Genomic DNA, 21343 nt, shown 5'->3' with positions numbered 1-21343 from the left:
TTAATTCTAATCTTCATTAATGATTTCAACTCCTGCCGGATTGATTTTTGAAACATACACAAAACTTTCTATATCAATTTCATCATAAATAGATTTCATTATTTCAGCAATTTTCTGTGCGGTTTCTTCCTTTTCTGTCAACATAAAAATTGAGGGACCAGAACCTGAAATTCCCCCGCCTAAAGCTCCCAATTGTAAACTTTTAGCTTTAACTTCATCAAATTTCGGAATCAAGATACTTCTTACAGGCTCTATAATGACATCGTTGAGGCTTCTTCCAATCAAAGCATGATCATTTTTTTCAATTCCAGCCACCAATCCTGCGATATTTCCCCATTGTTGTACAGCGTCTTTCAGTAAAATATTTTTCTTTAAAATTTGTCTTGCATCGGAGGTTTTTACTTCAACCTGCGGATGTACAGCTGCGACAAATAAATCGGGACAACGTAACGGAATAATATCAATTGGATCAGTTGATTTCACTAATGTTATTCCGCCCAAAAGACAAGGTGAAATATTATCTGCATGTCTTACTCCGGAAGCCAATTCTTCTCCAAACATCGCAAAATGGATCATTTCGTTTTGCGATAAAATATTTTCTAATAAAGCATTGACTCCAAAGACAGCTCCGGCGGCGCTAGCCGCACTGGAGCCGAGCCCGCTTCCCGGTTTTATATTTTTATGAATAATCACTTCAAAGCCAATTTTTAAATTCAAATGTTCCTGAATTTTTAAAAGAACAACTCCAGCAACATTTTCTTCCGTTTTTTCAGGAAGCCCAAAATTATCGGTGTGTTTTATGATAATGTCAGGAGTTTCTAGTAATTTAAACTCCATTTCATCATAAGGCTGGTTGATCGCCATTCCCAAAATATCGAAACCACAAACCAAATTGGCGACTGTTGCGGGAACTCTTATTTTTATCTTTTTCATATTTTATTATTTAAATTGAGCGAACGATATCTGAAAAAACCCCGCTTGCTGTTACTTCCGCGCCTGCACCTGCGCCTTTTACGACTAATGGCTGTTCAGAATATCGTAAAGTTTTTAGAATGACAATATTGTCTTTGCCATAAAGGTGAAATAGGTCACTTTCTGGTGCGATGTGCTGTAGTCCGACTTTGGCTTTTCCATCTTTAAATTCGGCAACATATTTTAAAATTTTGCCATCTTTTTTAGCTTTGTCTAATATGTTTTTAAAATGATCTTCATATTGAACCATCATGCTATAAAAATCGTCAACACTTCCGTTCATACAATCCTCAGGAAGAAATTGTATATTTTCTATTTCATCAAACTGAAGCGGATATCCAGCTTCTCTCGCCAGAATTAAAATTTTACGTGCAACATCTGTTCCTGCCAAATCAAGTCTTGGATCTGGTTCTGTAAAACCTTGTTTTTGTGCTTCGGCTACGATCTCAGAAAACGTTTTGTTTCCGTCATAATTGTTGAAAACAAAATTTAATGTTCCACTCAATACAGCTTGAATCGAAGTGATTTGATCACCGCTTCTTATCAGATCATTAATGGTTCCGATAATGGGAAGACCTGCTCCTACATTGGTTTCAAAGAAAAATTTGCAACTGTGGTTTTTAGCAATATTTTTTAATGATTTATATTTTTCAAAATCAGAGGAAGCGGCAATTTTGTTGCAGGCGACAATATTTATGCTTCTTTTTAATACAGTTTCATAAATTTCGGGAACTTCTGCGTTGGCAGTTACATCTACAAAAACAGAGTTTCTAAGGTTTCTTGAAATAATTTCTTCTGCAAATTTTTTGATAGAAGCTGGTTCGCCGTTTTCTAGTTTTTCATTCAAATCATTTTGTGAAATTCCCTGATCGGAAAATGCCATTTTACGACTGTTGGAAATTCCTGCAATTCTTAAATTAATTAAAAGATTTTCCTGCAAATATTTATTCTGATCATAAATCTGCTGAATCAGTTTTGAACCAACATTTCCATTTCCACAAATATAAAGATGAACCTGTTTTATTTCTGATTCAAAAAATTCTTCATGAAGAACATTTACGGCTTTTTTAATATCTTTTTCTGAGATTACAATGCTGATATTTCGCTCTGAAGAACCTTGAGCAATAGCTCTGATATTGATTCCGTTATTACCTAAACAACCGAACATTTTGGCACTTACACCGCTTCTATTTTTCATATTTTCTCCAACCAGAGCGACAATTGAAAGTTCGGATTCTATTTTTACAGGAGATATTCTTTTTAATTTTAAATCATCCTCAAAAGAAAAATTGATGGCATTTTCTGCATTAAAAGTATCTTTTTCATTGATCGCAATCGTAATTGAATGTTCCGAAGAACTTTGAGTAATCAATATTACATTTATTTTTTCATGACTAAGACATTGAAACAATTTTGCCGAAATACCGGGAATTCCAACCATTCCGCTGCCTTCTAAAGTAAGTAGGGCAATGTTGCTCATATTTGAAATTCCGACTGCGACTTGCTGTTCTTCACCTTCTGAAATTTTAATATTATGAGATATTAAAGTTCCTAAAGCTTCGGGATCAAAAGTATTTTTAATCCTTAAATCAATATTTCTCACCATAACTGGCTGAATTGTTGGCGGATAAAGAACTTTTGCTCCAAAATGAGAAAGTTCCATCGCTTCCTGATAAGATATTTCCGGAATAGGTTTCGCGTTGGGAGAAAGTTTGGGATCTGCGGTCATCATTCCGCTTACGTCAGTCCATATTTGGAGTTCTTCTGTATTGAGTAATGACGCAAATATAGATGCTGTATAATCTGATCCGCCTCTTCCTAATGTTGTCATATTTCCGTTGTGATCTTTAGCAATAAACCCGGGAACTACAGTAATTTGATGCTGGTTTTCTTTAAAATATTTAATTAAATTTTTTTCAGAGGCTTCAAAATCAACTTTTGCATTGATGAAATTGCTATTTGTGATAATATGATCCGCAGAATTCATCCAGACAGCGTCTAATTTTTCAAATTTAAATCTTGCAGCAATAATATTTGATGATAAAAATTCTCCGTAAGAGGTAATTTTATCTTTGGTTCGACCTGTAAATTCACCTAAAACAAATATTCCGTTGCAAAGATCTTCAATGTCATTAAAATGTTTTTTTACAAAGCTTAGCCACGCACTTTGTTCTAAAATGGGGATAAGTTCTTTTACAAGATTTAAATGTTTTTCTTCAATTATTTTGATGATTGAGAGATAGCTGTCATCATTACTTGATGCCTGTTCTGCTGCTTTTATTAACATGTCAGTTACATCATGCAACGCTGAAACGACAACAACTATTTTCTTTGAAGATTCTTTTTTAATGATATTTTCTACTTTCAGAATATTTTCTGAATTGGCTACAGATGTTCCGCCGAATTTGAGGACTTTCATCATTTTTTGATTTTGAATGATTGACAATAAAATTTTTCACTCTTTAAAAAAAAGAGCACGGGTGCCGGTGATAATATGTGAAAATGTACCCCGTTATGGGGTAGTAGTTGTAGTCGTAGAAACAGAAGATACTTCAGAAGTAGAAAACTTCGGAGTAGAAATATCAGATATGTTTCTTGTAAATTTCATTGTTGTAAAACAAATGTACAAATTATTTTTAAATATCAAAATGTAAAGGAAAAAGATTATTTTTCAACATAATGTGATTTATTGAAAATATTTATTAAATTTATAAGCTAAACTAAATCAAATTATTATGAAAAACCTAAAAAGATTAAACAGAAGAAATTTAGAACAAATTAATGGAGCAGGAGTACCGCCAATTACACATTGTAACGGTTGTCCGACAGGTGCCTTTGGACCAAATGATACTCATTCTTGTGAAGCGTATTGGGGACTTCCAGAGACTTGCAGAAAATGTGTTCTTGTTAACATGGAGTGTTTTGAACTAGTTCCAATATTAAAATAAATAATACCATGAAAAACTTAAGAAAATTAAACAGAAAGAATTTAGGACAGATTAACGGAGCAGGAGTTTCGCGTTGTGAAGGATGTCCTAGTCATCTTGTTTTTGGCCCTGGAGGAGGATGGCCTGATACCTCTAGTGCTTCTTGTGAAGCCTATTTTGGGCTATCCGAGACCTGTAAAATGTGTGTGATGGTGAGTGTAGATTGTTTTGTTCAAATCTCTGCGATCTAAAAAAAGTTTTAAAAACTGAAATTTATATTTTAAACTAAACTAAATCAAGATATTATGAAAAATCTAAAAAAAATTAACAGAGAAAATTTGAGATCAATTAACGGTGGTGCAACTTGTAATTATGTTTGCCCTCCAGGACCTTACGGGCCTGGGCTTCCAAGATCATGTGAAGCTTTTGATGCTTTGCCGTCATGTTGTAAGTCAAAAGTGTTGGTAAGTATGGATTGTTTTCCTCAATAACAACTTAAAAAGTACTGTTAAAACATTATTTTATATTTTAAAAACAACAAAATTAAATTACCATGAAAAATCTAAAAAAATTAAACAGAAAAAATTTAAGAGCAATTACAGGAGGCTTAACGGAATGTAATGTAGATCTGGATTGCGGACCTACAGGCTGTGCAATATGTACAGACTTTAGAGGTGGGCGTAGAGTTTGTCTTTATTTTTATGATCCGACGAATATGGATAGCTGTCCAGATATTAATCCATAATTAAAGAAGGAAGAAAATAATATCCAAATTCAAATAAGTTATGAAAAATCTAAAAAAACTTTCAAGAACAGAACAGACGAAAATCCAAGGAGGTTTTACACAGGTTCAGATAGATGCCTGTGGAGGAGAAGCATATGTATGCTTCCGTGCGGGAGGATGGGGTTGTTGGAGAAAGCCAGGAGGAACTTGTTATGCACCTATGGTATAATAAAGAAAAAAGCACTGTAAAACACAGTGCTTTTGATTTTTAATTACTTTTTAACTATTGAGAAGTAATTTTTTTCTTTGGAAGATTTAACTTAGAACTTAAGTTCGGAAAATATTTTATCATCTCTGAAATGTTTTTTCCTGCAGTATCAATAAATTTCCAGAGCTTTCCATTATCTTTAGAAATACCTATTAAGTAATAGTCTCCTAAAATTTTACCTTTTGGAGTTTCCATTTCTATTTTTTGATGAACTACAGTTTGTAATTCAGCTTTATTATTTATAATATCTGAGACCTCAGAAAAAGTAACATCTTTAAAAGTATATCCCGCTTTTTCCATCTGATTTATAGCGTCCACAGAAGCATCAATCATTTTCTTTTTATTTCCATACATTTTTATTACTCCGTCATAAACGTAATTACTAAAAGCGTCATAATTTTTTTCCATGAAGTATTTCCTCATGTCATTAGCTTGTTTAATAACGGTTTGTTTTTGATTTTGCGAAAAACCAAAAATAATGATACATAAAAATATAATTGAAAATACTTTTTTCATTTATTTTATACTTTTCGAAAGATCAAGCATCGCCTCAATTGGCTTCAATGCTCTCAAACGAAGTTCTTCGTCAATAAGGATCTCAGGAAGTTCATATTTCATACATAAGTACAACTTTTCCATTGTATTACGTTTCATATAGAAACATTCTGAGCAGTTACAGCTTTCGTCAAAAACCAAAGCAGGAATCAATTCTTTATGAGGTGCGCGTTTTCTCATTTCGTGAAGAATTCCTTCTTCAGTAGCAATGATGAACGTCTGACAATCGTCTTTTTCCACATAATCTAACAAAGCAGAAGTAGAACCGATAAAATGAGCCAGTTTCAATACTGCTTCTTCACTTTCCGGATGTGCAATCATTTTAGCATTCGGATGATCTGCTAATTGTTGCGCAATTCTTTCCATAGAAAAGGCTTCGTGAACGATGCAGCTTCCATCCCAAAGAATCATATCGCGTCCCGTTTTTTTAGATAAATATCTTCCTAAGTTTTTATCCGGAGCGAAAATAATCGGTCGGTCTTTTGGCAACGCTTCAATCACAGTTTCAGCGTTTGAGCTTGTTACAATAATATCACTTTCTGCTTTTGTTTCAGCGTTACAGTTGATGTAAGTTGCGATCAGTGCATTAGGATGCTGCTCACGCATTTTTCTCAAACCTTCTCCTGAACATCCGTCTGCCAAAGAGCATCCCGCCATGGTATCTGGAAGAACTACTTTTTTAGTTGGGTTCAAGATCTTCGCCGCTTCTGCCATGAAATGTACTCCGCAGAATACAATCATATCAGCATTGGTATCTTTTGCCTGTCTTGCCAATTGCAGAGAATCTCCCAAGAAATCGGCAATATCCTGAATCTCTCCAGGTTGGTAATAATGCGCTAAAATAACCGCATTTTTTTCTTCTTTCAATTTAAGAATGGCTTTCACCAATTCTTCTCCTTGAGGAATTACCAAATCTTTTATATCCAAAAATCCTCTTACCGGAATCGCAGATTTAGCTTTTTCTAATGTTTCGGTACTCATATCAACCTCAATGTTTTTTGATTGTAGAAGTTAGAGTTTAGAAATTAGTTGTTAGTTAAAATTTTTACGTTTCAAAAACTAACTTCTAGCTTCTAATTTCTAGTTTCTCCTACAAAATTTTTTATTAAACTTTCTATTTCTTCTTTTGCAATATCCAAATCGTTATTGATCACGATTTTATCAAATTCTTTTGCGTAAGACATTTCTTCTTCTGCCTTTTCTACGCGGGTTTTGATGGTTTCTGCATCATCTGTGTTTCTGGAAATCAATCTTCGTTCCAATTCTTCAATGGAAGGTGGTTCAATGAAAATAGATAAGGCTTTTTCTCCAAAATATTTTTTTAAAGAAATTCCGCCTTTTACATCAACATCAAAAATCACTACTTTCCCCTGATTCCAGATCTTTTCAACTTCAGATTTTAAAGTACCGTAATATTTATCAGTATACACTTCTTCAAATTCTACAAAAGCATCTTCCGAAATTTTCTGTCTGAATTCATCAGGACTTAAAAAATGATAATCCACTGCATGAATTTCGCTTCCTCTCGGCTGTCTTGTCGTGCAAGAGATTGAAAACTGGAGTTCATTAAATATCTCCAAAGAATGCTTTACTAATGTAGTTTTTCCGCTTCCTGACGGCGCTGAAAATATGATAACTTTATTCATATGGTTGTTGGCTGATGAATTTTAGTTGATTATTACGGATAAAACACACAACAATCAACCAAAAACAATCAACTAATTATAATACGTTTAACGTTTGTTCTTTAATTTTTTCCAAATCATCTTTCATCATCACGACCAATTTTTGGATCTCAGCGTGATTGGCTTTTGAACCTAATGTATTGATCTCTCTTCCGATCTCCTGGGAAATAAAACCTAATTTCTTTCCGTTGAAATCTTCATTATCCATTACTTCCTGGTAATATTTTAAGTGTTGAGTTAATCTTACTTTTTCCTCAGCAATATCTAATTTCTCTGTGAAATAAGCCATTTCCTGATAGAAACGAGTTTCATCAACGTTTTCAAATTCTTTTAAAGATTTTTGGTAACGCTCTTTTACACTCTGGATTCTCACCTCTTCAAAAGGAATGACTTCAGATAAATATTTGTCGATATTTTTAATATTTTTCTCAAGTTCCAGATGCAATGTTTTCCCTTCTGTCTTTCTGAAATCTTCAAATTTGTCAACAGCATTATTAACAATTTTAGCTAAAGATTCCCATTCACCATCCGTTAATTCGTCTGGTCTTGAGGTAATTGCATCAGGAAGTCTTACCGCCATTTTAAGGTACTCAAATTCAGGAGCATCAGAAGCAATATTTCGAAGCTCATTCATGTAAGAATCAATCAGTTTTTTATTGATTTTCACATCATTGGATTCTTCAAGATTTTCTATATTGATATAGCAATCCACTTTTCCACGGATAATTCTATCGTTAAGAATTTTTCTGATCTCGAATTCTTTCTCTTTATAGCGTAACGGTATTTTTATATTTAAATCAAAGCTTTTGCTGTTCAGTGATTTAACATCTACGGTTATTTTTTTTCCTTCAAAAACATCTTCGGCTCTACCGAAACCGGTCATTGATAAAATCATAGTTTTTTATTGTCGTACAAAGATAAACATTTAAGTCTATAGTTCGACTAAAGTCGAACGGGCTGGAAGTTGGATGCAGGAAGTTGGATGCAAGAAGTCGAAAGATTTTAAACTTCCAACCTCAAACTTCCATCTTCGGGCAATTAACATTTTCGTAAATTAGCGCTGTGAAAAATAAAAATTTAATTTCTGTTGTAGGCCCTACCGGAATTGGAAAAACGAGATTGGCAATTGATTTGGCTAACCATTTTAGCACAGAAATTATTTCTTGTGACTCGCGCCAGTTTTTTAAAGAAATGAAGATTGGTACCGCTTCACCATCGCAGGAAGAGTTGGCGGAAGCACCTCATCATTTTATTGGAAATCTTTCTGTTGAGGAATATTATTCTATCGGACAATATGAGGAAGATGCCTTAAAAAAACTCAACGAACTTTTCAAAAAATATGATACTGTTATTTTAGTTGGCGGAAGCATGATGTATGAAAAAGCGGTGATTGAAGGATTAAATGATTTACCAGAAGCTAATGAAGAAAACCAAAGAAAACTTCAGGAGATTTTAGATAATGATGGAATCGAAAAATTGCAGGAAATCCTGAAAGAACTCGATCCTGAGTATTTTGCAGTGGTAGATTTTCATAATCACCGAAGACTTTTCCGATCTATTGATGTTATATGGCAGACCAATACAAAATATTCTGAATTAATTGCTGTTTCACAAGATGCCCGAGATTTTAATGTGATCAGAATCGGAATTGAAGCGCCCCGAGAAGAACTGTATGACAGAATCAATAGGAGAGTGGATATGATGATGGAGAAAGGCTTGTTGGAGGAAGCTAGAGGTTTAGAAAAATTTAAAGGATTGACTGCTTTAAATACTGTTGGATATGCAGAATTATTCAAATATTTTGATGGAGAGTGGGAATTGGATTTTGCAGTTTCTGAAATCAAGAAAAACAGCAGAAGATATTCGAAACGTCAACTGACTTGGTATAGAAAAGCAGATGATATTCATTATTTGCAATTGGGTTATTCTCAGGAGGATTTTGATGGCTTGATTGAATATATTAATGAGCAGACTTCAAAGTAATTTAAATTTTTTTGACGCAAAGATTTATTTTTAATTCTGAATATTTAAAGGAGCAAAGAATTGAATCAATAAAATTGATTCTTACGAAGCTATCTTCATCAGCGACTTTGTCGCTTTTCTTTGCACCTTAAAATTATTATTCTTTTATATTAAACCTTTGCGTTTAAAAATAAATTCAATCTTAATGGTTCATTGTCATTCTGACGAAGGAAGAATCTTTACAAATATAGCTTAGATTCCACGCTACACTGCGTTTCGCTCTGAATGACAGTGCGAACGGCAAATAGGCAGCTCAATTTAAAACAAAAAAGTGCGATTCCGAAAAACCGCACTTCAAACAATATTAATTTAATTGACTACTTCCAACCGCCACCTAGAGCTCGGTATAAATCTACAATACTGCTTAATCTCTGTCTTTTTACGGACGCAAGATTCAGTTCAGCTTGTAAAGAATTTCCCTGAGCTGTAATTACTTCCAGGTAATTTGCCATTCCGCCTTTGTAAAGCATTTCGGCACTTTTAATTCCGTTTTTCAACGTTGCAACTTGTTCGGTTGCTTTTTGTTCCTGAACTTTTAAGCTTTCGTTTGAAACTAATGCGTCAGAAACTTCACCTACTGCATTCAAAACAGATTGACGGAACGCTAACACGTTTTTCTCTCTCTGAATTTTAGCAACATTTAAATCGGTTTTCAATTGTCTTTTCTGGAAAATAGGCTGAGTTAATCCTCCTAAAACAGACCCGAACAATGAAGCCGGAATCTGAAACCAGTTATCAATTTTAAATGAATTTACGCCACCGTTTGCTGTGATTTTCAATGCCGGATACATATTTGCCTGAGCAATTCCGACCATTGAATTTGATTCCAACAACACCAATTCCTGCTGACGAACATCCGGACGACGGCTTACCATTGCTGCAGGAAGTCCTGTAGAAATATTTTGAGGTAAAGAAGTGTCGGACATTTCGATGGTTCTGTTCACTTTATTTGGATTTTCACCCACCAAAATGCTCAATGCATTTTCCTGAATGGCAATATTTTGCTCCAATTGAGTGATCAAAAGTTCCGTAGATTGCTTTTGAGCAGTTGCCTGCTGAACACCCAAAGAAGTGGTGTCGCCACTTTGCCACATTTTTTCTGTGATAGACAAGGTGTTATTGCTTAATTCTAAATTAGATTTTGCAATATTCATTTGTTTGTCAAGCATCAGCAAGTTATAATATCCTTGAGCAATCGCCGCAACAACCTGTGTCTGAATTGCTTTTGTAGCTTCGTAAGTTTGCAAATACTGCATTCTCGAAACCTCTTGTTGATTTTTAATTTTCCCCCAAATATCAGCTTCCCAAGATAAATTAAAGGCTGCATTGTAATCTTCAACATGGCTTTGACCTAAAAATAAATTTAAGCTTTGTCCATTCATGCTGTTTTTTGACGGTTTTGAAATCTGTGCTGAAACTCCGAAACCAACATCAGGATATTGAAGATATTTTGCCTGTTTCAATCTCTCCTGTGAAGAAGCAACTTGTTTTAAAGCGATCTGAAGGTCATAATTATGGGTAATTCCTTTTTCAATTAAACCCTGTAAAATTGGGTCGCTGAAAAATTGTTTCCATTCTAGATTGGCAACACTTGCTGTGTCTGCGGTTGCCGTGTATTGGAATTTCTCTGGAAGCTCAAGCTCCGGTTCTGTATATGCCAATTTGGAGACACATGAAACCGAGCCAATAGCTAATATAAATGTGAGAAAAATATTCTTTATTCTTTTCATATGGAGATATTTATTTTTATTAAAAGGTCATATGTAATCGCTGGATTTTATTGAAATTTTTCGTTTCCAAGTGATGGCGATTTCATAGTTTTTAAACTTTTAATTGAATACAAAACTTTGAGAGTTTTTATTTTAAAACAAAGATGTCTTTAGTAGGAGAAAATACTTTGCTTTTATAATATTAGTTTGAATAGTTGCTTCTCTATTTTTTGTTTTGACCACAGATTTTCACAGATGATTGTGTTTATTTGTGAAAATATTTGTGTTGTTTGTGGTTAAGCCAAATCTCTCAAAGTTTGTAATTCATTTTTTATTAATGAGCAGTTGCTAAAAGTTCTTCCTGTTGTTTTTGTTTTAACAGTCTTTTTTGTTTTCTGCTTGGCATTTTTTCATGTAAATATTGGAAGATCACATACATCACCGGAATGATGAAAATCCCGAATACAACTCCTGTAAACATTCCTCCAACTGTACTGATACCGATAGAGTGGTTACCTTTTGCAGCCGCACCTTGTGACCAAACCAACGGAAGCATACCGATGATGAAGGCAAATGAGGTCATCAAAATTGGTCTTAAACGTAATCTTGAAGCCTGAAGTGCGGATTCAATTAATGTTTTTCCTGCTTTTCTTCTTTGTACGGCAAATTCTACAATCAAAATGGCGTTCTTCGCTAATAATCCGACGAGCATGATTAATCCAACCTGAACGTAAATATTATTATCAATTCCAGCCAGTCCTGTGAAAGCAAATACCCCGAAAACTCCTGTAGGAATCGTTAAAATAACGGCAAACGGAAGAATATAACTTTCATACTGAGCTGCCAGTAAGAAATACACAAATAAGATACTCAACATGAAAACAAAAGCTGTTTGTCCGCTTGTTTTGATCTCTTCACGGGTGATACCTGTCCACTCGTAACCGTAACCTCTAGGAAGTGATTTTTGAGCAACTTCTTCTACCGCTTTAATCGCATCTCCGGTACTGTAACCAGGTTTCGGAGTTCCGTTAATTGTCACGGCGTTGAATAAGTTGTTTCTTGTCACTGTTTCAGGTCCGAAAGTTCTTTTTAAAGTCACTAAAGTCTTTACGGGAACCATTTCGCCTGTCTTATTTTTAACATAAATCCCTTCCAGAGAATTCGCATCCGTACGGTAAGGAACATCTGCCTGAGCCATTACTCTGTAGTATTTTCCGAATCTGTTGAAATCCGAAACGAAGCTACTTCCGTAATAGATCTGCATCGTCTGCATCAATTCTGTCACAGAAACTCCCAACTGATTTGCTTTATCTGAATCTACATCAATTGTATATTGCGGGTTTCCTGCTGCATACGTTGTAAAAGCAAATGCAATTTCAGGACGTTTCATTAATTCTCCGATAAATGCTTGAGTTGTTGTTCCCAATTGCTCAAAAGAACCGCTGGTTTTATCCTGAAGCATAAATTCAAAACCTGAAACGTTACCAAAACCTTGTACCGTAGGAAAGTTGAAGAAGAATGCGCTGGCATCTTTCACTTGTGCTACTTTTCCTGTTAATGCAGCTGCAATTTGATCAGGATCTTTCATGTCGCCACGTTTGTCATAATCTTTAAGTTTAATAAAACCTGCAGAATATGGAGACGCGTTGGCATTACTGATGAAGTTCAGACCATCGGCTACCCAAAGGTGATTGGTTGCTTTTTCACCATTTACAATCTTATCGATTTGTTCTGTTGCTCTGTGTGTTCTTTCCAATGAACTTCCCGGAGGCGTATTTACCGCATATAAAACGAAACCTTGATCCTCTGTAGGAATAAATCCTGACGGAGCTTTTTTAATTAAGAAAACACTTGCTCCTGTGATTAAAGCTAAACCAGCGATACCCACCCATTTGTTTTTAATTAAAAATTTAAGACTGTAAATATATTTTTTAGTCATATTATTAAAGGCAACATTGAATGCGTTGAAAAACTTCGCACCAAAACCTTTTTTATGACCGTGATCTCCGTGTTCTCCCTGAGGATCATTTAATAATAATGCACAAAGAGCAGGGCTTAATGTTAAAGCGTTTACCGCTGAAATCATGATCGCAATTACCAATGTAAAGGCAAACTGTCTGTAGAAAACTCCCGCAGGACCCTGCATGAAACCAACCGGAATAAACACGGCACACATCACCAATGTAATGGAAATGATCGCCCCGGAAATTTCACTCATTGAGCTTGTCGTAGCTTGTTCTACAGGCATTCCTGTGTGTTCCATCTTGGAATGGACGGCTTCGACGACGACAATCGCGTCATCCACCACAATTCCGATGGCGAGTACTAATGCGAACAATGTCAACATATTGATACTGAAACCAAATAGCTGAAGGAAGAAGAATGTACCGATAATCGCTACCGGAACCGCAATAGCAGGAATTAATGTAGATCTGAAATCCTGAAGGAAAATAAATACTACAATAAATACCAGGACAAATGCAATCACTAAAGTTTCTACCACCTGATGAATTGATGCATCCAGGAAGTCTTTAGAGTTATACATGATGATCGGTTTTACTCCTTTTGGAAGCGTTGTTGAAAACTGATCAACCTGTTTTTCGATTTCTGTTAAGATCTCGTTCGCATTGGAACCTGCTGTTTGGAGGATCGCAAAACCCGCTACAGGCTTACCATCCACTCTATTAGCTGCTGTGTATGTATATGAACCGAATTCTACTCTTGCTACATCTTTTAATCTTAAAAATGAACCGTCATTATTGGCTTTAATAGCAATATTTTCGTAGTCTTCGTTTTTGTTTAATTTACCTTTATATTTAAGGATATATTCGTAAGTTTCCTTACTTCCCTGTCCAAGACGTCCCGGAGCAGCTTCAAGGTTATGATCTTTAATGGCTGCCATAACTTCCTGTGGAGAAAGACCATTAGCCGCTAATCTGTCTGGTTTCAACCAAATTCTCATCGAATAATCTCTTGTTCCGAAAACTTGAGCCTGAGCAACTCCCGGAATACGCTGAATCTGTGGAATTACATTGATTTTAAGGTAATTCTGTAAGAAAAGCTCATCGTATTGTTTAGGATCATCACTCGAAAGTCCCATAAACATAATCATACTGTTCTGAACTTTCTGTGTCGAGATTCCCGCCTGTACAACTTCCTGAGGAAGCTGGCTCATCGCTTTTGATACACGGTTTTGAACGTTTACGGCTGCATTATCTGCATCTGAACCTTGTTTGAAAAATACGCTCAAAGTCATTGTACCGTCATTACTTGAGTTTGACGTCATGTAAGTCATATTCTCAACACCGTTCACTGCCTCTTCAATAGGAACTGCAACCGAACGGGCTACAACTTCCGCATTCGCACCCGGATAAAATGCCGTCACCTGTACGCTTGGTGGTGCAATATCCGGAAACAGAGTGATCGGAAGGTTGAAAACCGATAGCGCTCCCAAGAGTAAGAGTATGATGGAGATGACCGTTGAAAGTACCGGTCTTTCTATAAATTGTTTTAACATAAGAAGTTTATTTTTTTAAGTCTTCTGTTTTTTTGAAAAGGATTGTTACAAAGGTTTTGCTCTCAAAAGGCTATCAGAAGAAATAACTTTTGGCTGAATGGCAACACCGTCTTTCAATGCTCCGATTCCTGTAAATACGATTTTATCTCCCACAGCAAGTCCTTCTGAAATGAAGTAATAACTATCTGTTTTTCCAGAGATTTTTACAGGTTTTCCGGTTACTTTTTTATCCTTTCCAACTACATAAACGTAGGTTTTGTCCTGGATTTCAAAAGTTGCTTCTTGTGGAATAACAAGTGTACTTGTGAATAATTGAGGCATACGAACTCTACCCGTATTTCCGGTTCTCAACGTTCCGTGTGCATTCGGGAATACGGCGCGAACGCTGATTGCTCCTGTACTTTTGTCAAACTGTCCGTCAACAATGCTCATTTTACCTTTTTCAGGATATGTGCTGTTGTCTGCGATGACCAAGTCTACCATTGGCATGTTTTTCAGCTTCTCGTTTAAAGTTGCTCCGGGATATTTATTTTGAAAAGCAATAAAATCCAGTTCGCTTAAAGAGAAATACGCGTAAATTTCGCTGATATCAGATAACAAAGTCAATGGACTTGGATCTGTTCTTGAAATTAGGCTTCCTTTTTTGTAAGGAATTCTTCCGATGTATCCGCTAACAGGCGCAGTGATTGTAGTAAATCCTACATTGATTCTGGCTCCACCAACAGAAGCTTTTGCCTGAGCTGCGGCTGCCACAGCTGCGGCATAATTTGCTTTTGCAGTTTTCATCTGTACATCAGAAACTACTTTTGCGCTTACCAAAGGCTGAAGTCTGTCAACCTCAACTTTAGCTTTCTGAATGTTTGCGTTGGCAACTTGTAAATTAGCCTGAGCCATATTCATTTGCTCACCGTAAGCTCTTGAATCTATTTTAAATAAAGGTTGTCCGGCTTTTACATAAGCACCTTCCTCAACATAAATTCTATCTAAATATCCGTCAACCTGAGATCTTATCTCTACATTGTTTTTTCCTTCTAAAGCTGTCGGGAATTCCTGATAAACTGTTGCAGGAGATGTGATTACGGTATAAACTGGCAATTCTGGTGCAGGTGGAGCAGCGTTTGATCCTTCGGCTGCCTTGGTGCAATTCTGTAAAAGGATAATACTTGAAATTAGTATGATAATCCTCGTTTTTGCAAGTGTTTTCATTTTAAGTTTAAATTTTTAATGAAGTGTTAGATTAAGTAGTATTGTTTTTAATTTAAATTCCGTTATTTTTCCTAACAGTGTTAATGGTTAGTTCAAAAAAAATTACAGAATTCTTAATATTGAGTAAATTATTGTTTACATGATTACAATTTTTTTAATGTTGATTTTAAATGTATAAATAATGTGTGTAGTGTTATTTTTCCTAACGGTGTTAATGATAAGGAAAGAAAATTACATAAAGTAATGCTATAAAATTAGTCTTCATTTTTAAAGTTTTTTCTTTTTTAGTTTAAAAAAAATTGAATAATGTTAATTATTCCGTGTTACTTTTCCTAACGGTGTTAATTTTTGGTTCAAAAAAAAATTACAAAGATTTAACAAAAGCCGCAACCGTTTCGTCTAATGTTGTTTTATTCATTGTAGAAGGGATATCATCGTTACGCATCATCATAATAGAGATCAAACCATGCACCGCAGAAAATAAAGCGTGAGAGGAGTGACAGGCATTATCAGGATTTGAACCTTTTTTCTTGATGATTTCATAAGTACAATCGTAGATCATATCCTGAAACGAAGAAAATTCTTCTTTCATCAAACCTTTTCCGCTGCATTGCATTCCCAACCCAAACATTAGCTGATAATATTCTTTATTTTTAAATGCAAACTTCCAATAAGCATCAACAATAGCTGTAATCTGCTCTTCAGGAGTATCGTGCTTTTTCTGAGCCTTTAATAATTCTATGTGTAGACAATGAAAACCGTTCAGTGAAATTTCAAACAGAATTGCTTCCTTGTTTTCAAAGTAATCGTAAACTACTGGCGCACTGTATTCTATAGCGTCTGCAATTTTACGGATTGAAAGCGAGGCCCAACCTTCCGTTTTAGCCAAAGAAAAAGCCGCATCCAAAATATTGGCACGTATTGATTCTTTTTCTCTTTGACGACGTTCATGTAAGCCCATGATTTTTTATTTTACTAACAGTGTTAGCAAAACTACAAACTTTTAAGTATAACTTCCAAATGTTATTCTATATTTAACACTAGCGAATGGTTTTGAAGTACTTTCATAAATAGGCTAAATGTTGTAATAATGGGAGTTTAAATACATGATTTTGAAATTATTGTAAAAAGTAATGGGATCAATAGCCTAATTCGATTGGATTATAATTGTTTTTCAAATTATGTAACTTCTTCCTTCTGCTTAAAGCTTCTTTACTTATATAATGAAAGAAATTTTTATCTTTGTGCCTAAATAAAAAAGATATGAATACTCCCTCAAATATGATCGCATTAGGAACAAAAGCTCCTTTTTTTGAGCTTCCGAATCCTTCAAAAAGTAATGAAATTCAATCATTAGATGATTTGAAAGGTAAAAAAGGAACATTGGTGATCTTCATGTGCAACCATTGCCCGTTCGTTCTTCACGTAATCGATAAATTGAATGAATTATATGAAGACTATAACGAAAGAGGAATAGAATTCATCGCGATCAACGCTAATAACGTAGAAAAATATCCGGATGATTCTCCAGAGAAAATGATCGAATTCCAAATCGAAAAGAACTTTGATTTTCCTTATTTATATGACGAAAGCCAAGCGATCGCAAAAGCATATGAAGCTGCTTGCACACCGGATTTCTTTTTCTTTGATGAGAAATTAGACCTTATTTACAGAGGACAAATGGATGATTCAAGACCTGGAAATAATAAAGATGTTACGGGTGAAGATTTAATTATCGCTTTTGAAAATCTTTTATTAGGGGAACCTCAGGAAGATATCCAAAGACCGAGCATGGGTTGTAATATTAAATGGAAATAATTTTTCATTTTGTTTAAAATATATGAAAGCTGTTCATTTTGAACAGCTTTTTTATTTAATATTGTTCACAAATTATTTTTCATGAAAATAATCTTCTAATTGATTGTAATTATGTCTTTTACGTTGAATTTAATATATTGGTTTTTATTGCTTTAAAAGTTATTAACACGGTTATCCACAGAGTTATCCACAATTTTGTTTTAAAAACTAGCTTTGATTTTAACCTCATTTTCAATCTTCAAATCGACATTCACCTTACTAGGAGAATAATTTTTAATAAACTCAGAAGGCGTTTTTTGGGTGTATTTTTTAAACATTCTATTAAAATAAGTCACATTATTAAAACCGCAACTGTAACTACATTCAGAAATACTTTTATCCTGCGCCATCAGCAAGCAAGCCTTATTGATACGATATCGGTTTACAAATTCTGTAAACGTAATCTGTGTGGCTTTTTTGAAAAAATTACAGAAAGCAGGAAGGGTAAGATTCGCCAGTTTTGCAACATCTTCGATATTAATTTCCTTGTCATAATTATGTTCAACAAAGGTGAAAATATTCTCAAGACGCGTTTTATTTCTTGAAATAATCGTGTAAGGCATAATTTCTTTATTTAAAAGCTCATAATCCGCACATTTTGAAAGCTCGAAAAGAATTTCAAGCAACAATAAATATCTTTTGTAACCTTCAGATTCCAGCATTAATTTTAACCTTGGAAGCATTGCTTTTTTGACCTTAGTATGAAATTGAATCCCATATTTTGAAAGCTCCAACAGATTTTTAATAGATCTTGCTTCAACTTCTTGCTGGGGAAACTGCAAAATATCTTCCTTGAACTGCAAAACAATTTCTTCATGCGGATCAATAGAGTTTAATCCAAATCCGGAGTGTGGAATATTAGAACCAATTAATACCAGATCGCCGTTCGTATAATTGCTTTTGTGGTAACCAACGTGGCGTGTTCCGTTCCCCGAAATCACGCACACAAGTTCAATTTCGGGATGATAATGGTATTCCCACTTGAATTCAGAAATAGGTGAATTGTTGTGGATTGTGCGAAAAGAGCTCTTTTCATCGGGGATCACTCGTTCAAATGTAACTTTCATTCAGTTAATCGTATTTTATCGACTAAAATAATAATTATATTAATATAGTTCAAATATTCATTTACTATGTTAAATTAACGTTAAGTAAAATGCTTCTATCTTAGCCACCAAGAAATTATTTAATGAAAAATTTCAACATAAAGGCGGTTTTATTTTTAAATTATTTTGTTTTTGCAATTCTATTGAATTCTGTGGGAACGGTAATTTTACAGATGCAGCAAAATTTCGGAATCTCGAAATCTTCTGCAAGTGTTTTGGAGGGTTTTAAAGATCTCCCGATTGCAATCTGTTCGTTTATTTTGGCATCTTTTTTACCAAAAATAGGAATCAAGAAATCAATGTTGATTGCATTGTTTTTGGTAAGTTGCATGTGTTTTGTAATGCCTTTTTCTAATGATTTCTGGTTTTTCAAATTACTGTTTACGATTGTCGGAATTTCTTTCGCTTTGATTAAGATTTCGGTTTTTACATCTATCGGATTGGTGACAAATACAGATAAAGAGCACTCAAGTTTTATGGGATATCTGGAAGGGTTTTTTATGATTGGAGTGTTGGTGGGGAATGTTCTATTCAGCTTATTTATAGACGACCATAACCCGAAATCTACCCATTGGCTGAATGTTTATTGGGTGTTGGGCGCACTTTCCACACTATCATTTTTGTTTCTTTTCTTTTCTAAATTGAATGAAAATGAAGCAAAAAGCGAAAAAACAGACTTGCTGGGAGATCTGAAAAACAGCGCAAGTTTATTCAGTTACAGAAAAGTGTTGTTCTTTTTATTATGTGCTTTTCTTTTTGTTTTGGTAGAGCAGAGTTTCCAAACTTGGACGCCAACTTTTTATAAAGAGATCCTAAAAGTTCCTACTTCGATGAGTATTCAGGCGGGTGCGGTTTTGGCGGGTGCTTTTGCGCTGGGAAGATTTTTATCAGGGTTTTTCTCGAAAAAATTCAGTTGGATTTACGTTGTTTCCTTTTGTGTAATTGGTTTTGCAATAAGTATTTTATTGGTTTTACCTTTAACTCACAATATTCATATCGACACGGGAACAACTTGGCTGAACGCTCCATTGGTTGTGTATTTATTTCCATTAATGGGCGGTTTATTGGCTCCGATTTATCCAAGTATTAATTCTGTGATCTTAGCATCAATTCCAAAATATTTACACAGTGCAATGTCTGGTTTGATTGTCGTTTTTTCTGCAATAGGAGGAACAATTGGTTCGATAATTACAGGTTTTGTATTTGAGAAATTTAGCGGACAACAGGCATTTTACCTTTCATTAATTCCACTTTCAATGTTGATTGTTTCGGCAATTTTCATGAATAAATTAAAAATAAATCCTAAAAAATAAAAATGAGTAATCAACTTTACATAAACGAAATTCAGGTTCTTTTTGATGAGGTTCAAAGATCTAAAGTTTTTGAAGATCAAAAGATGATGACAGATGCGGTTCCATTATTTTCTATTGCTGAAATTAATTCAAAATATGAAAAGGAAAAAGATACAGAAGGTTTTGATTTAAAAGCTTTTGTAATGTCAAATTTCGATTTTTTGGGAGCTAAAATTACAATCACGAGAGAAAAGCAGTTGCCAATAAACGAACATATCGAAAAACTTTGGGATGAACTGACAAGAACTGCTTACGAAGAAAAAGGAACATTATTAAAACTTCCAAAGCCTTATGTTGTTCCTGGAGGGCGTTTCAATGAGTTTTTCTATTGGGACAGCTATTTTATTATGCTTGGTTTACAGGTTTCAGGAAGAGTGGAAATGATGGAAAATATTATTGAAAACTGTTCTTATTTAATTCAAACCGTTGGATTTGTGCCGAATGCGAGCAGAACTCATTTTTTGAGTCGTTCTCAGCCACCGTATTTTTCGTTGATGCTTGATTTGCTTTTTGAAACTACAAAAGATGAAAATATTTACATCAAATATCACGATACACTGGAAAAAGAATATGCTTTCTGGATGAATGGTGAAGAAGGTTTAGAAAATGGTTCTAATACAAAAAGAGTTGTAAAAACAGTTGACGGAGATATTTTAAACCGTTATTATGACGCAGAAAATGAACCTCGTCCTGAAAGTTATTTAATTGATATTGAAGACAGCGAAAATACAGGAGACGAATTTTACAGAAATATAAGAAGCGCCTGCGAATCGGGTTGGGATTTCTCCAGCAGATGGTTTGCAGATGGCGAAACGATACAAACAATAGAAACACTGAACCTTGCTGAGGTAGATCTGAACTGTCTTTTATGGCATTTGGAAAAAACATTGGCAAAATCTTCAGCGCTACAAAATTTAACAGAAAAGGAATTTTACTTTACTCAAAGAGCAGCAAAGCGAAGACAGATGATCGATAAATACTTTTGGGATGAAAACATGTATAAAGATTATCACACAAAAAAACACACAACAACACCGTCTGAACATATTGCTGCTCTTTATCCTTTATTCCTTGGTTTGGCCAGTGAAGAACAAGCGAAATCTGTTGCAAAAAATATAGAAGAAAAGTTCTTGTATCAGGGCGGATTGGTTACTACAACCAAAAACTCAGGGCAACAATGGGATCTTCCGAATGCTTGGGCGCCTTATCAATGGTTAGGTTTTAAATCAATGAAAAATTATGGATTTGATGATCTGGCCGAGAAAATTAAAAATAACTGGTGTTCGAATGTTGAAAGAGTATACAACAACACCGGAAAATTAATGGAGAAATATAATGCATTAGACACGGAAACAATTGCCGGAGGTGGAGAATATCCAAATCAGGACGGTTTCGGTTGGACGAACGGTGTTTATTTAAAATTAAAACAAAATTAAAACTAAC

Annotated in this window: 21 protein-coding genes; 10 read left to right on the top strand and 11 right to left on the bottom strand. The window is 34.7% G+C overall.

Annotation, left to right across the window (positions count from 1 at the left end; genetic code table 11):
- Positions 1–6 precede the first annotated feature (6 nt).
- Both SB689_RS15400 and thrA read right to left on the bottom strand, forming a co-directional pair.
- Positions 7–933 carry a homoserine kinase gene (locus SB689_RS15400; protein ID WP_410692977.1) on the bottom strand — a complete coding sequence of 309 codons (927 nt, stop codon included), beginning with the start codon at positions 931–933 and terminating at the stop codon, positions 7–9.
- Positions 934–943: 10 nt separating this feature from the next.
- Positions 944–3391, bottom strand: a complete 2448-nt coding sequence (thrA, locus tag SB689_RS15395) for a bifunctional aspartate kinase/homoserine dehydrogenase I (protein WP_410693167.1) — start codon at positions 3389–3391, stop codon at positions 944–946.
- A gap of 61 nt (positions 3392–3452) precedes the next feature.
- Between thrA and SB689_RS15390 the strand changes: the two genes are divergently transcribed.
- The 6 genes from SB689_RS15390 to SB689_RS15365 all read left to right on the top strand — a co-directional run bounded on the left by SB689_RS15390 (position 3453) and on the right by SB689_RS15365 (position 4852).
- The gene (locus tag SB689_RS15390; RefSeq protein WP_410692976.1) at positions 3453–3626 is read left to right on the top strand and encodes a hypothetical protein; all 174 of its coding nucleotides are present in this window, start codon (positions 3453–3455) and stop codon (positions 3624–3626) included.
- Positions 3627–3707: 81 nt separating this feature from the next.
- Complete coding sequence (locus SB689_RS15385) at positions 3708–3920, top strand: bacteriocin-like protein (RefSeq protein ID WP_410692975.1); 213 nt, start codon at positions 3708–3710, stop codon at positions 3918–3920.
- Between the two features lie 8 nt (positions 3921–3928).
- Positions 3929–4150 (top strand): bacteriocin-like protein, encoded by a 222-nt coding sequence (locus tag SB689_RS15380; protein ID WP_410692974.1) that lies wholly within the window; start codon positions 3929–3931, stop codon positions 4148–4150.
- A 54-nt stretch (positions 4151–4204) separates the two neighbouring features.
- Positions 4205–4390 carry a bacteriocin-like protein gene (locus SB689_RS15375; protein WP_410692973.1) on the top strand — a complete coding sequence of 62 codons (186 nt, stop codon included), beginning with the start codon at positions 4205–4207 and terminating at the stop codon, positions 4388–4390.
- A 62-nt stretch (positions 4391–4452) separates the two neighbouring features.
- Positions 4453–4644, top strand: a complete 192-nt coding sequence (locus SB689_RS15370) for a bacteriocin-like protein (RefSeq protein WP_410692972.1) — start codon at positions 4453–4455, stop codon at positions 4642–4644.
- 40 nt (positions 4645–4684) lie between these two features.
- On the top strand, positions 4685–4852 hold the full coding sequence (locus SB689_RS15365; RefSeq protein WP_157886014.1) for a bacteriocin-like protein: 168 nt from the start codon (positions 4685–4687) through the stop codon (positions 4850–4852).
- 54 nt (positions 4853–4906) lie between these two features.
- Here SB689_RS15365 and SB689_RS15360 read toward each other — a convergent pair whose 3' ends face one another.
- From SB689_RS15360 to SB689_RS15345, 4 genes are all read right to left on the bottom strand, one after another.
- Positions 4907–5407 (bottom strand): hypothetical protein, encoded by a 501-nt coding sequence (locus tag SB689_RS15360; RefSeq protein ID WP_410692971.1) that lies wholly within the window; start codon positions 5405–5407, stop codon positions 4907–4909.
- Positions 5408–6427: a quinolinate synthase NadA gene (nadA, locus tag SB689_RS15355; RefSeq protein WP_410692970.1), complete on the bottom strand. Its 1020-nt coding sequence runs from the start codon at positions 6425–6427 to the stop codon at positions 5408–5410.
- Between the two features lie 92 nt (positions 6428–6519).
- Positions 6520–7092 carry a guanylate kinase gene (gene gmk, locus SB689_RS15350; protein ID WP_410692969.1) on the bottom strand — a complete coding sequence of 191 codons (573 nt, stop codon included), beginning with the start codon at positions 7090–7092 and terminating at the stop codon, positions 6520–6522.
- A gap of 76 nt (positions 7093–7168) precedes the next feature.
- Complete coding sequence (locus SB689_RS15345) at positions 7169–8026, bottom strand: YicC/YloC family endoribonuclease (RefSeq protein ID WP_410692968.1); 858 nt, start codon at positions 8024–8026, stop codon at positions 7169–7171.
- A gap of 167 nt (positions 8027–8193) precedes the next feature.
- On the opposite strand from SB689_RS15345, the gene miaA reads away from it, so the two are divergent.
- Complete coding sequence (miaA, locus tag SB689_RS15340) at positions 8194–9114, top strand: tRNA (adenosine(37)-N6)-dimethylallyltransferase MiaA (protein WP_410692967.1); 921 nt, start codon at positions 8194–8196, stop codon at positions 9112–9114.
- A 356-nt stretch (positions 9115–9470) separates the two neighbouring features.
- On the opposite strand, the gene SB689_RS15335 is transcribed toward miaA, so the two are convergent.
- The 4 genes from SB689_RS15335 to SB689_RS15320 all read right to left on the bottom strand — a co-directional run bounded on the left by SB689_RS15335 (position 9471) and on the right by SB689_RS15320 (position 16546).
- A complete protein-coding gene (locus tag SB689_RS15335) occupies positions 9471–10883 on the bottom strand; it encodes an efflux transporter outer membrane subunit (RefSeq protein ID WP_410692966.1) in 1413 nt (470 codons plus the stop codon).
- Positions 10884–11196: 313 nt separating this feature from the next.
- Positions 11197–14379, bottom strand: coding sequence for an efflux RND transporter permease subunit (locus SB689_RS15330; protein ID WP_410692965.1), 3183 nt, complete (start codon positions 14377–14379; stop codon positions 11197–11199).
- 45 nt (positions 14380–14424) lie between these two features.
- On the bottom strand, positions 14425–15585 hold the full coding sequence (locus SB689_RS15325; protein ID WP_410692964.1) for an efflux RND transporter periplasmic adaptor subunit: 1161 nt from the start codon (positions 15583–15585) through the stop codon (positions 14425–14427).
- Between the two features lie 364 nt (positions 15586–15949).
- Entirely contained in the window at positions 15950–16546 is a 597-nt protein-coding gene (locus tag SB689_RS15320) for a TetR/AcrR family transcriptional regulator (RefSeq protein WP_410692963.1), read from the bottom strand.
- 302 nt (positions 16547–16848) lie between these two features.
- Here SB689_RS15320 and SB689_RS15315 point away from each other — a divergent pair, with 302 nt between their 5' ends.
- Positions 16849–17403: a thioredoxin family protein gene (locus tag SB689_RS15315; protein WP_066755218.1), complete on the top strand. Its 555-nt coding sequence runs from the start codon at positions 16849–16851 to the stop codon at positions 17401–17403.
- A 200-nt stretch (positions 17404–17603) separates the two neighbouring features.
- On the opposite strand, the gene SB689_RS15310 is transcribed toward SB689_RS15315, so the two are convergent.
- Positions 17604–18509: an AraC family transcriptional regulator gene (locus SB689_RS15310; protein WP_410692962.1), complete on the bottom strand. Its 906-nt coding sequence runs from the start codon at positions 18507–18509 to the stop codon at positions 17604–17606.
- 122 nt (positions 18510–18631) lie between these two features.
- Between SB689_RS15310 and SB689_RS15305 the strand changes: the two genes are divergently transcribed.
- Together SB689_RS15305 and SB689_RS15300 are read left to right on the top strand one after the other, a co-directional pair.
- On the top strand, positions 18632–19861 hold the full coding sequence (locus SB689_RS15305; protein ID WP_410692961.1) for an MFS transporter: 1230 nt from the start codon (positions 18632–18634) through the stop codon (positions 19859–19861).
- Between the two features lie 2 nt (positions 19862–19863).
- Positions 19864–21336, top strand: a complete 1473-nt coding sequence (locus SB689_RS15300; protein WP_410692960.1) for a trehalase family glycosidase — start codon at positions 19864–19866, stop codon at positions 21334–21336.
- The last annotated feature ends 7 nt before the right edge of the window (positions 21337–21343 follow it).

The organism is Chryseobacterium sp. SIMBA_038 (assembly GCF_046535115.1).
Lineage (GTDB): Bacteria > Bacteroidota > Bacteroidia > Flavobacteriales > Weeksellaceae > Chryseobacterium.
This window is presented reverse-complemented; position numbering and strand designations above follow the sequence as displayed.

What these genes read in the sequence shown, in the direction of transcription:
- SB689_RS15310 (WP_410692962.1), bottom strand. Translation starts at nt 18,509, where the DNA reads ATGAAAGTTACATTTGAACGAGTGATCCCCGATGAAAAGAGCTCTTTT.
- SB689_RS15375 (WP_410692973.1), top strand. Translation starts at nt 4,205, where the DNA reads ATGAAAAATCTAAAAAAAATTAACAGAGAAAATTTGAGATCAATTAAC.
- SB689_RS15320 (WP_410692963.1), bottom strand. Translation starts at nt 16,546, where the DNA reads ATGGGCTTACATGAACGTCGTCAAAGAGAAAAAGAATCAATACGTGCC.
- SB689_RS15325 (WP_410692964.1), bottom strand. Translation starts at nt 15,585, where the DNA reads ATGAAAACACTTGCAAAAACGAGGATTATCATACTAATTTCAAGTATT.
- thrA (WP_410693167.1), bottom strand. Translation starts at nt 3,391, where the DNA reads ATGAAAGTCCTCAAATTCGGCGGAACATCTGTAGCCAATTCAGAAAAT.
- SB689_RS15380 (WP_410692974.1), top strand. Translation starts at nt 3,929, where the DNA reads ATGAAAAACTTAAGAAAATTAAACAGAAAGAATTTAGGACAGATTAAC.
- SB689_RS15335 (WP_410692966.1), bottom strand. Translation starts at nt 10,883, where the DNA reads ATGAAAAGAATAAAGAATATTTTTCTCACATTTATATTAGCTATTGGC.
- SB689_RS15360 (WP_410692971.1), bottom strand. Translation starts at nt 5,407, where the DNA reads ATGAAAAAAGTATTTTCAATTATATTTTTATGTATCATTATTTTTGGT.
- SB689_RS15305 (WP_410692961.1), top strand. Translation starts at nt 18,632, where the DNA reads ATGAAAAATTTCAACATAAAGGCGGTTTTATTTTTAAATTATTTTGTT.
- SB689_RS15385 (WP_410692975.1), top strand. Translation starts at nt 3,708, where the DNA reads ATGAAAAACCTAAAAAGATTAAACAGAAGAAATTTAGAACAAATTAAT.
- SB689_RS15300 (WP_410692960.1), top strand. Translation starts at nt 19,864, where the DNA reads ATGAGTAATCAACTTTACATAAACGAAATTCAGGTTCTTTTTGATGAG.
- SB689_RS15365 (WP_157886014.1), top strand. Translation starts at nt 4,685, where the DNA reads ATGAAAAATCTAAAAAAACTTTCAAGAACAGAACAGACGAAAATCCAA.
- SB689_RS15330 (WP_410692965.1), bottom strand. Translation starts at nt 14,379, where the DNA reads ATGTTAAAACAATTTATAGAAAGACCGGTACTTTCAACGGTCATCTCC.
- SB689_RS15345 (WP_410692968.1), bottom strand. Translation starts at nt 8,026, where the DNA reads ATGATTTTATCAATGACCGGTTTCGGTAGAGCCGAAGATGTTTTTGAA.
- SB689_RS15370 (WP_410692972.1), top strand. Translation starts at nt 4,453, where the DNA reads ATGAAAAATCTAAAAAAATTAAACAGAAAAAATTTAAGAGCAATTACA.
- SB689_RS15315 (WP_066755218.1), top strand. Translation starts at nt 16,849, where the DNA reads ATGAATACTCCCTCAAATATGATCGCATTAGGAACAAAAGCTCCTTTT.
- gmk (WP_410692969.1), bottom strand. Translation starts at nt 7,092, where the DNA reads ATGAATAAAGTTATCATATTTTCAGCGCCGTCAGGAAGCGGAAAAACT.
- nadA (WP_410692970.1), bottom strand. Translation starts at nt 6,427, where the DNA reads ATGAGTACCGAAACATTAGAAAAAGCTAAATCTGCGATTCCGGTAAGA.
- SB689_RS15400 (WP_410692977.1), bottom strand. Translation starts at nt 933, where the DNA reads ATGAAAAAGATAAAAATAAGAGTTCCCGCAACAGTCGCCAATTTGGTT.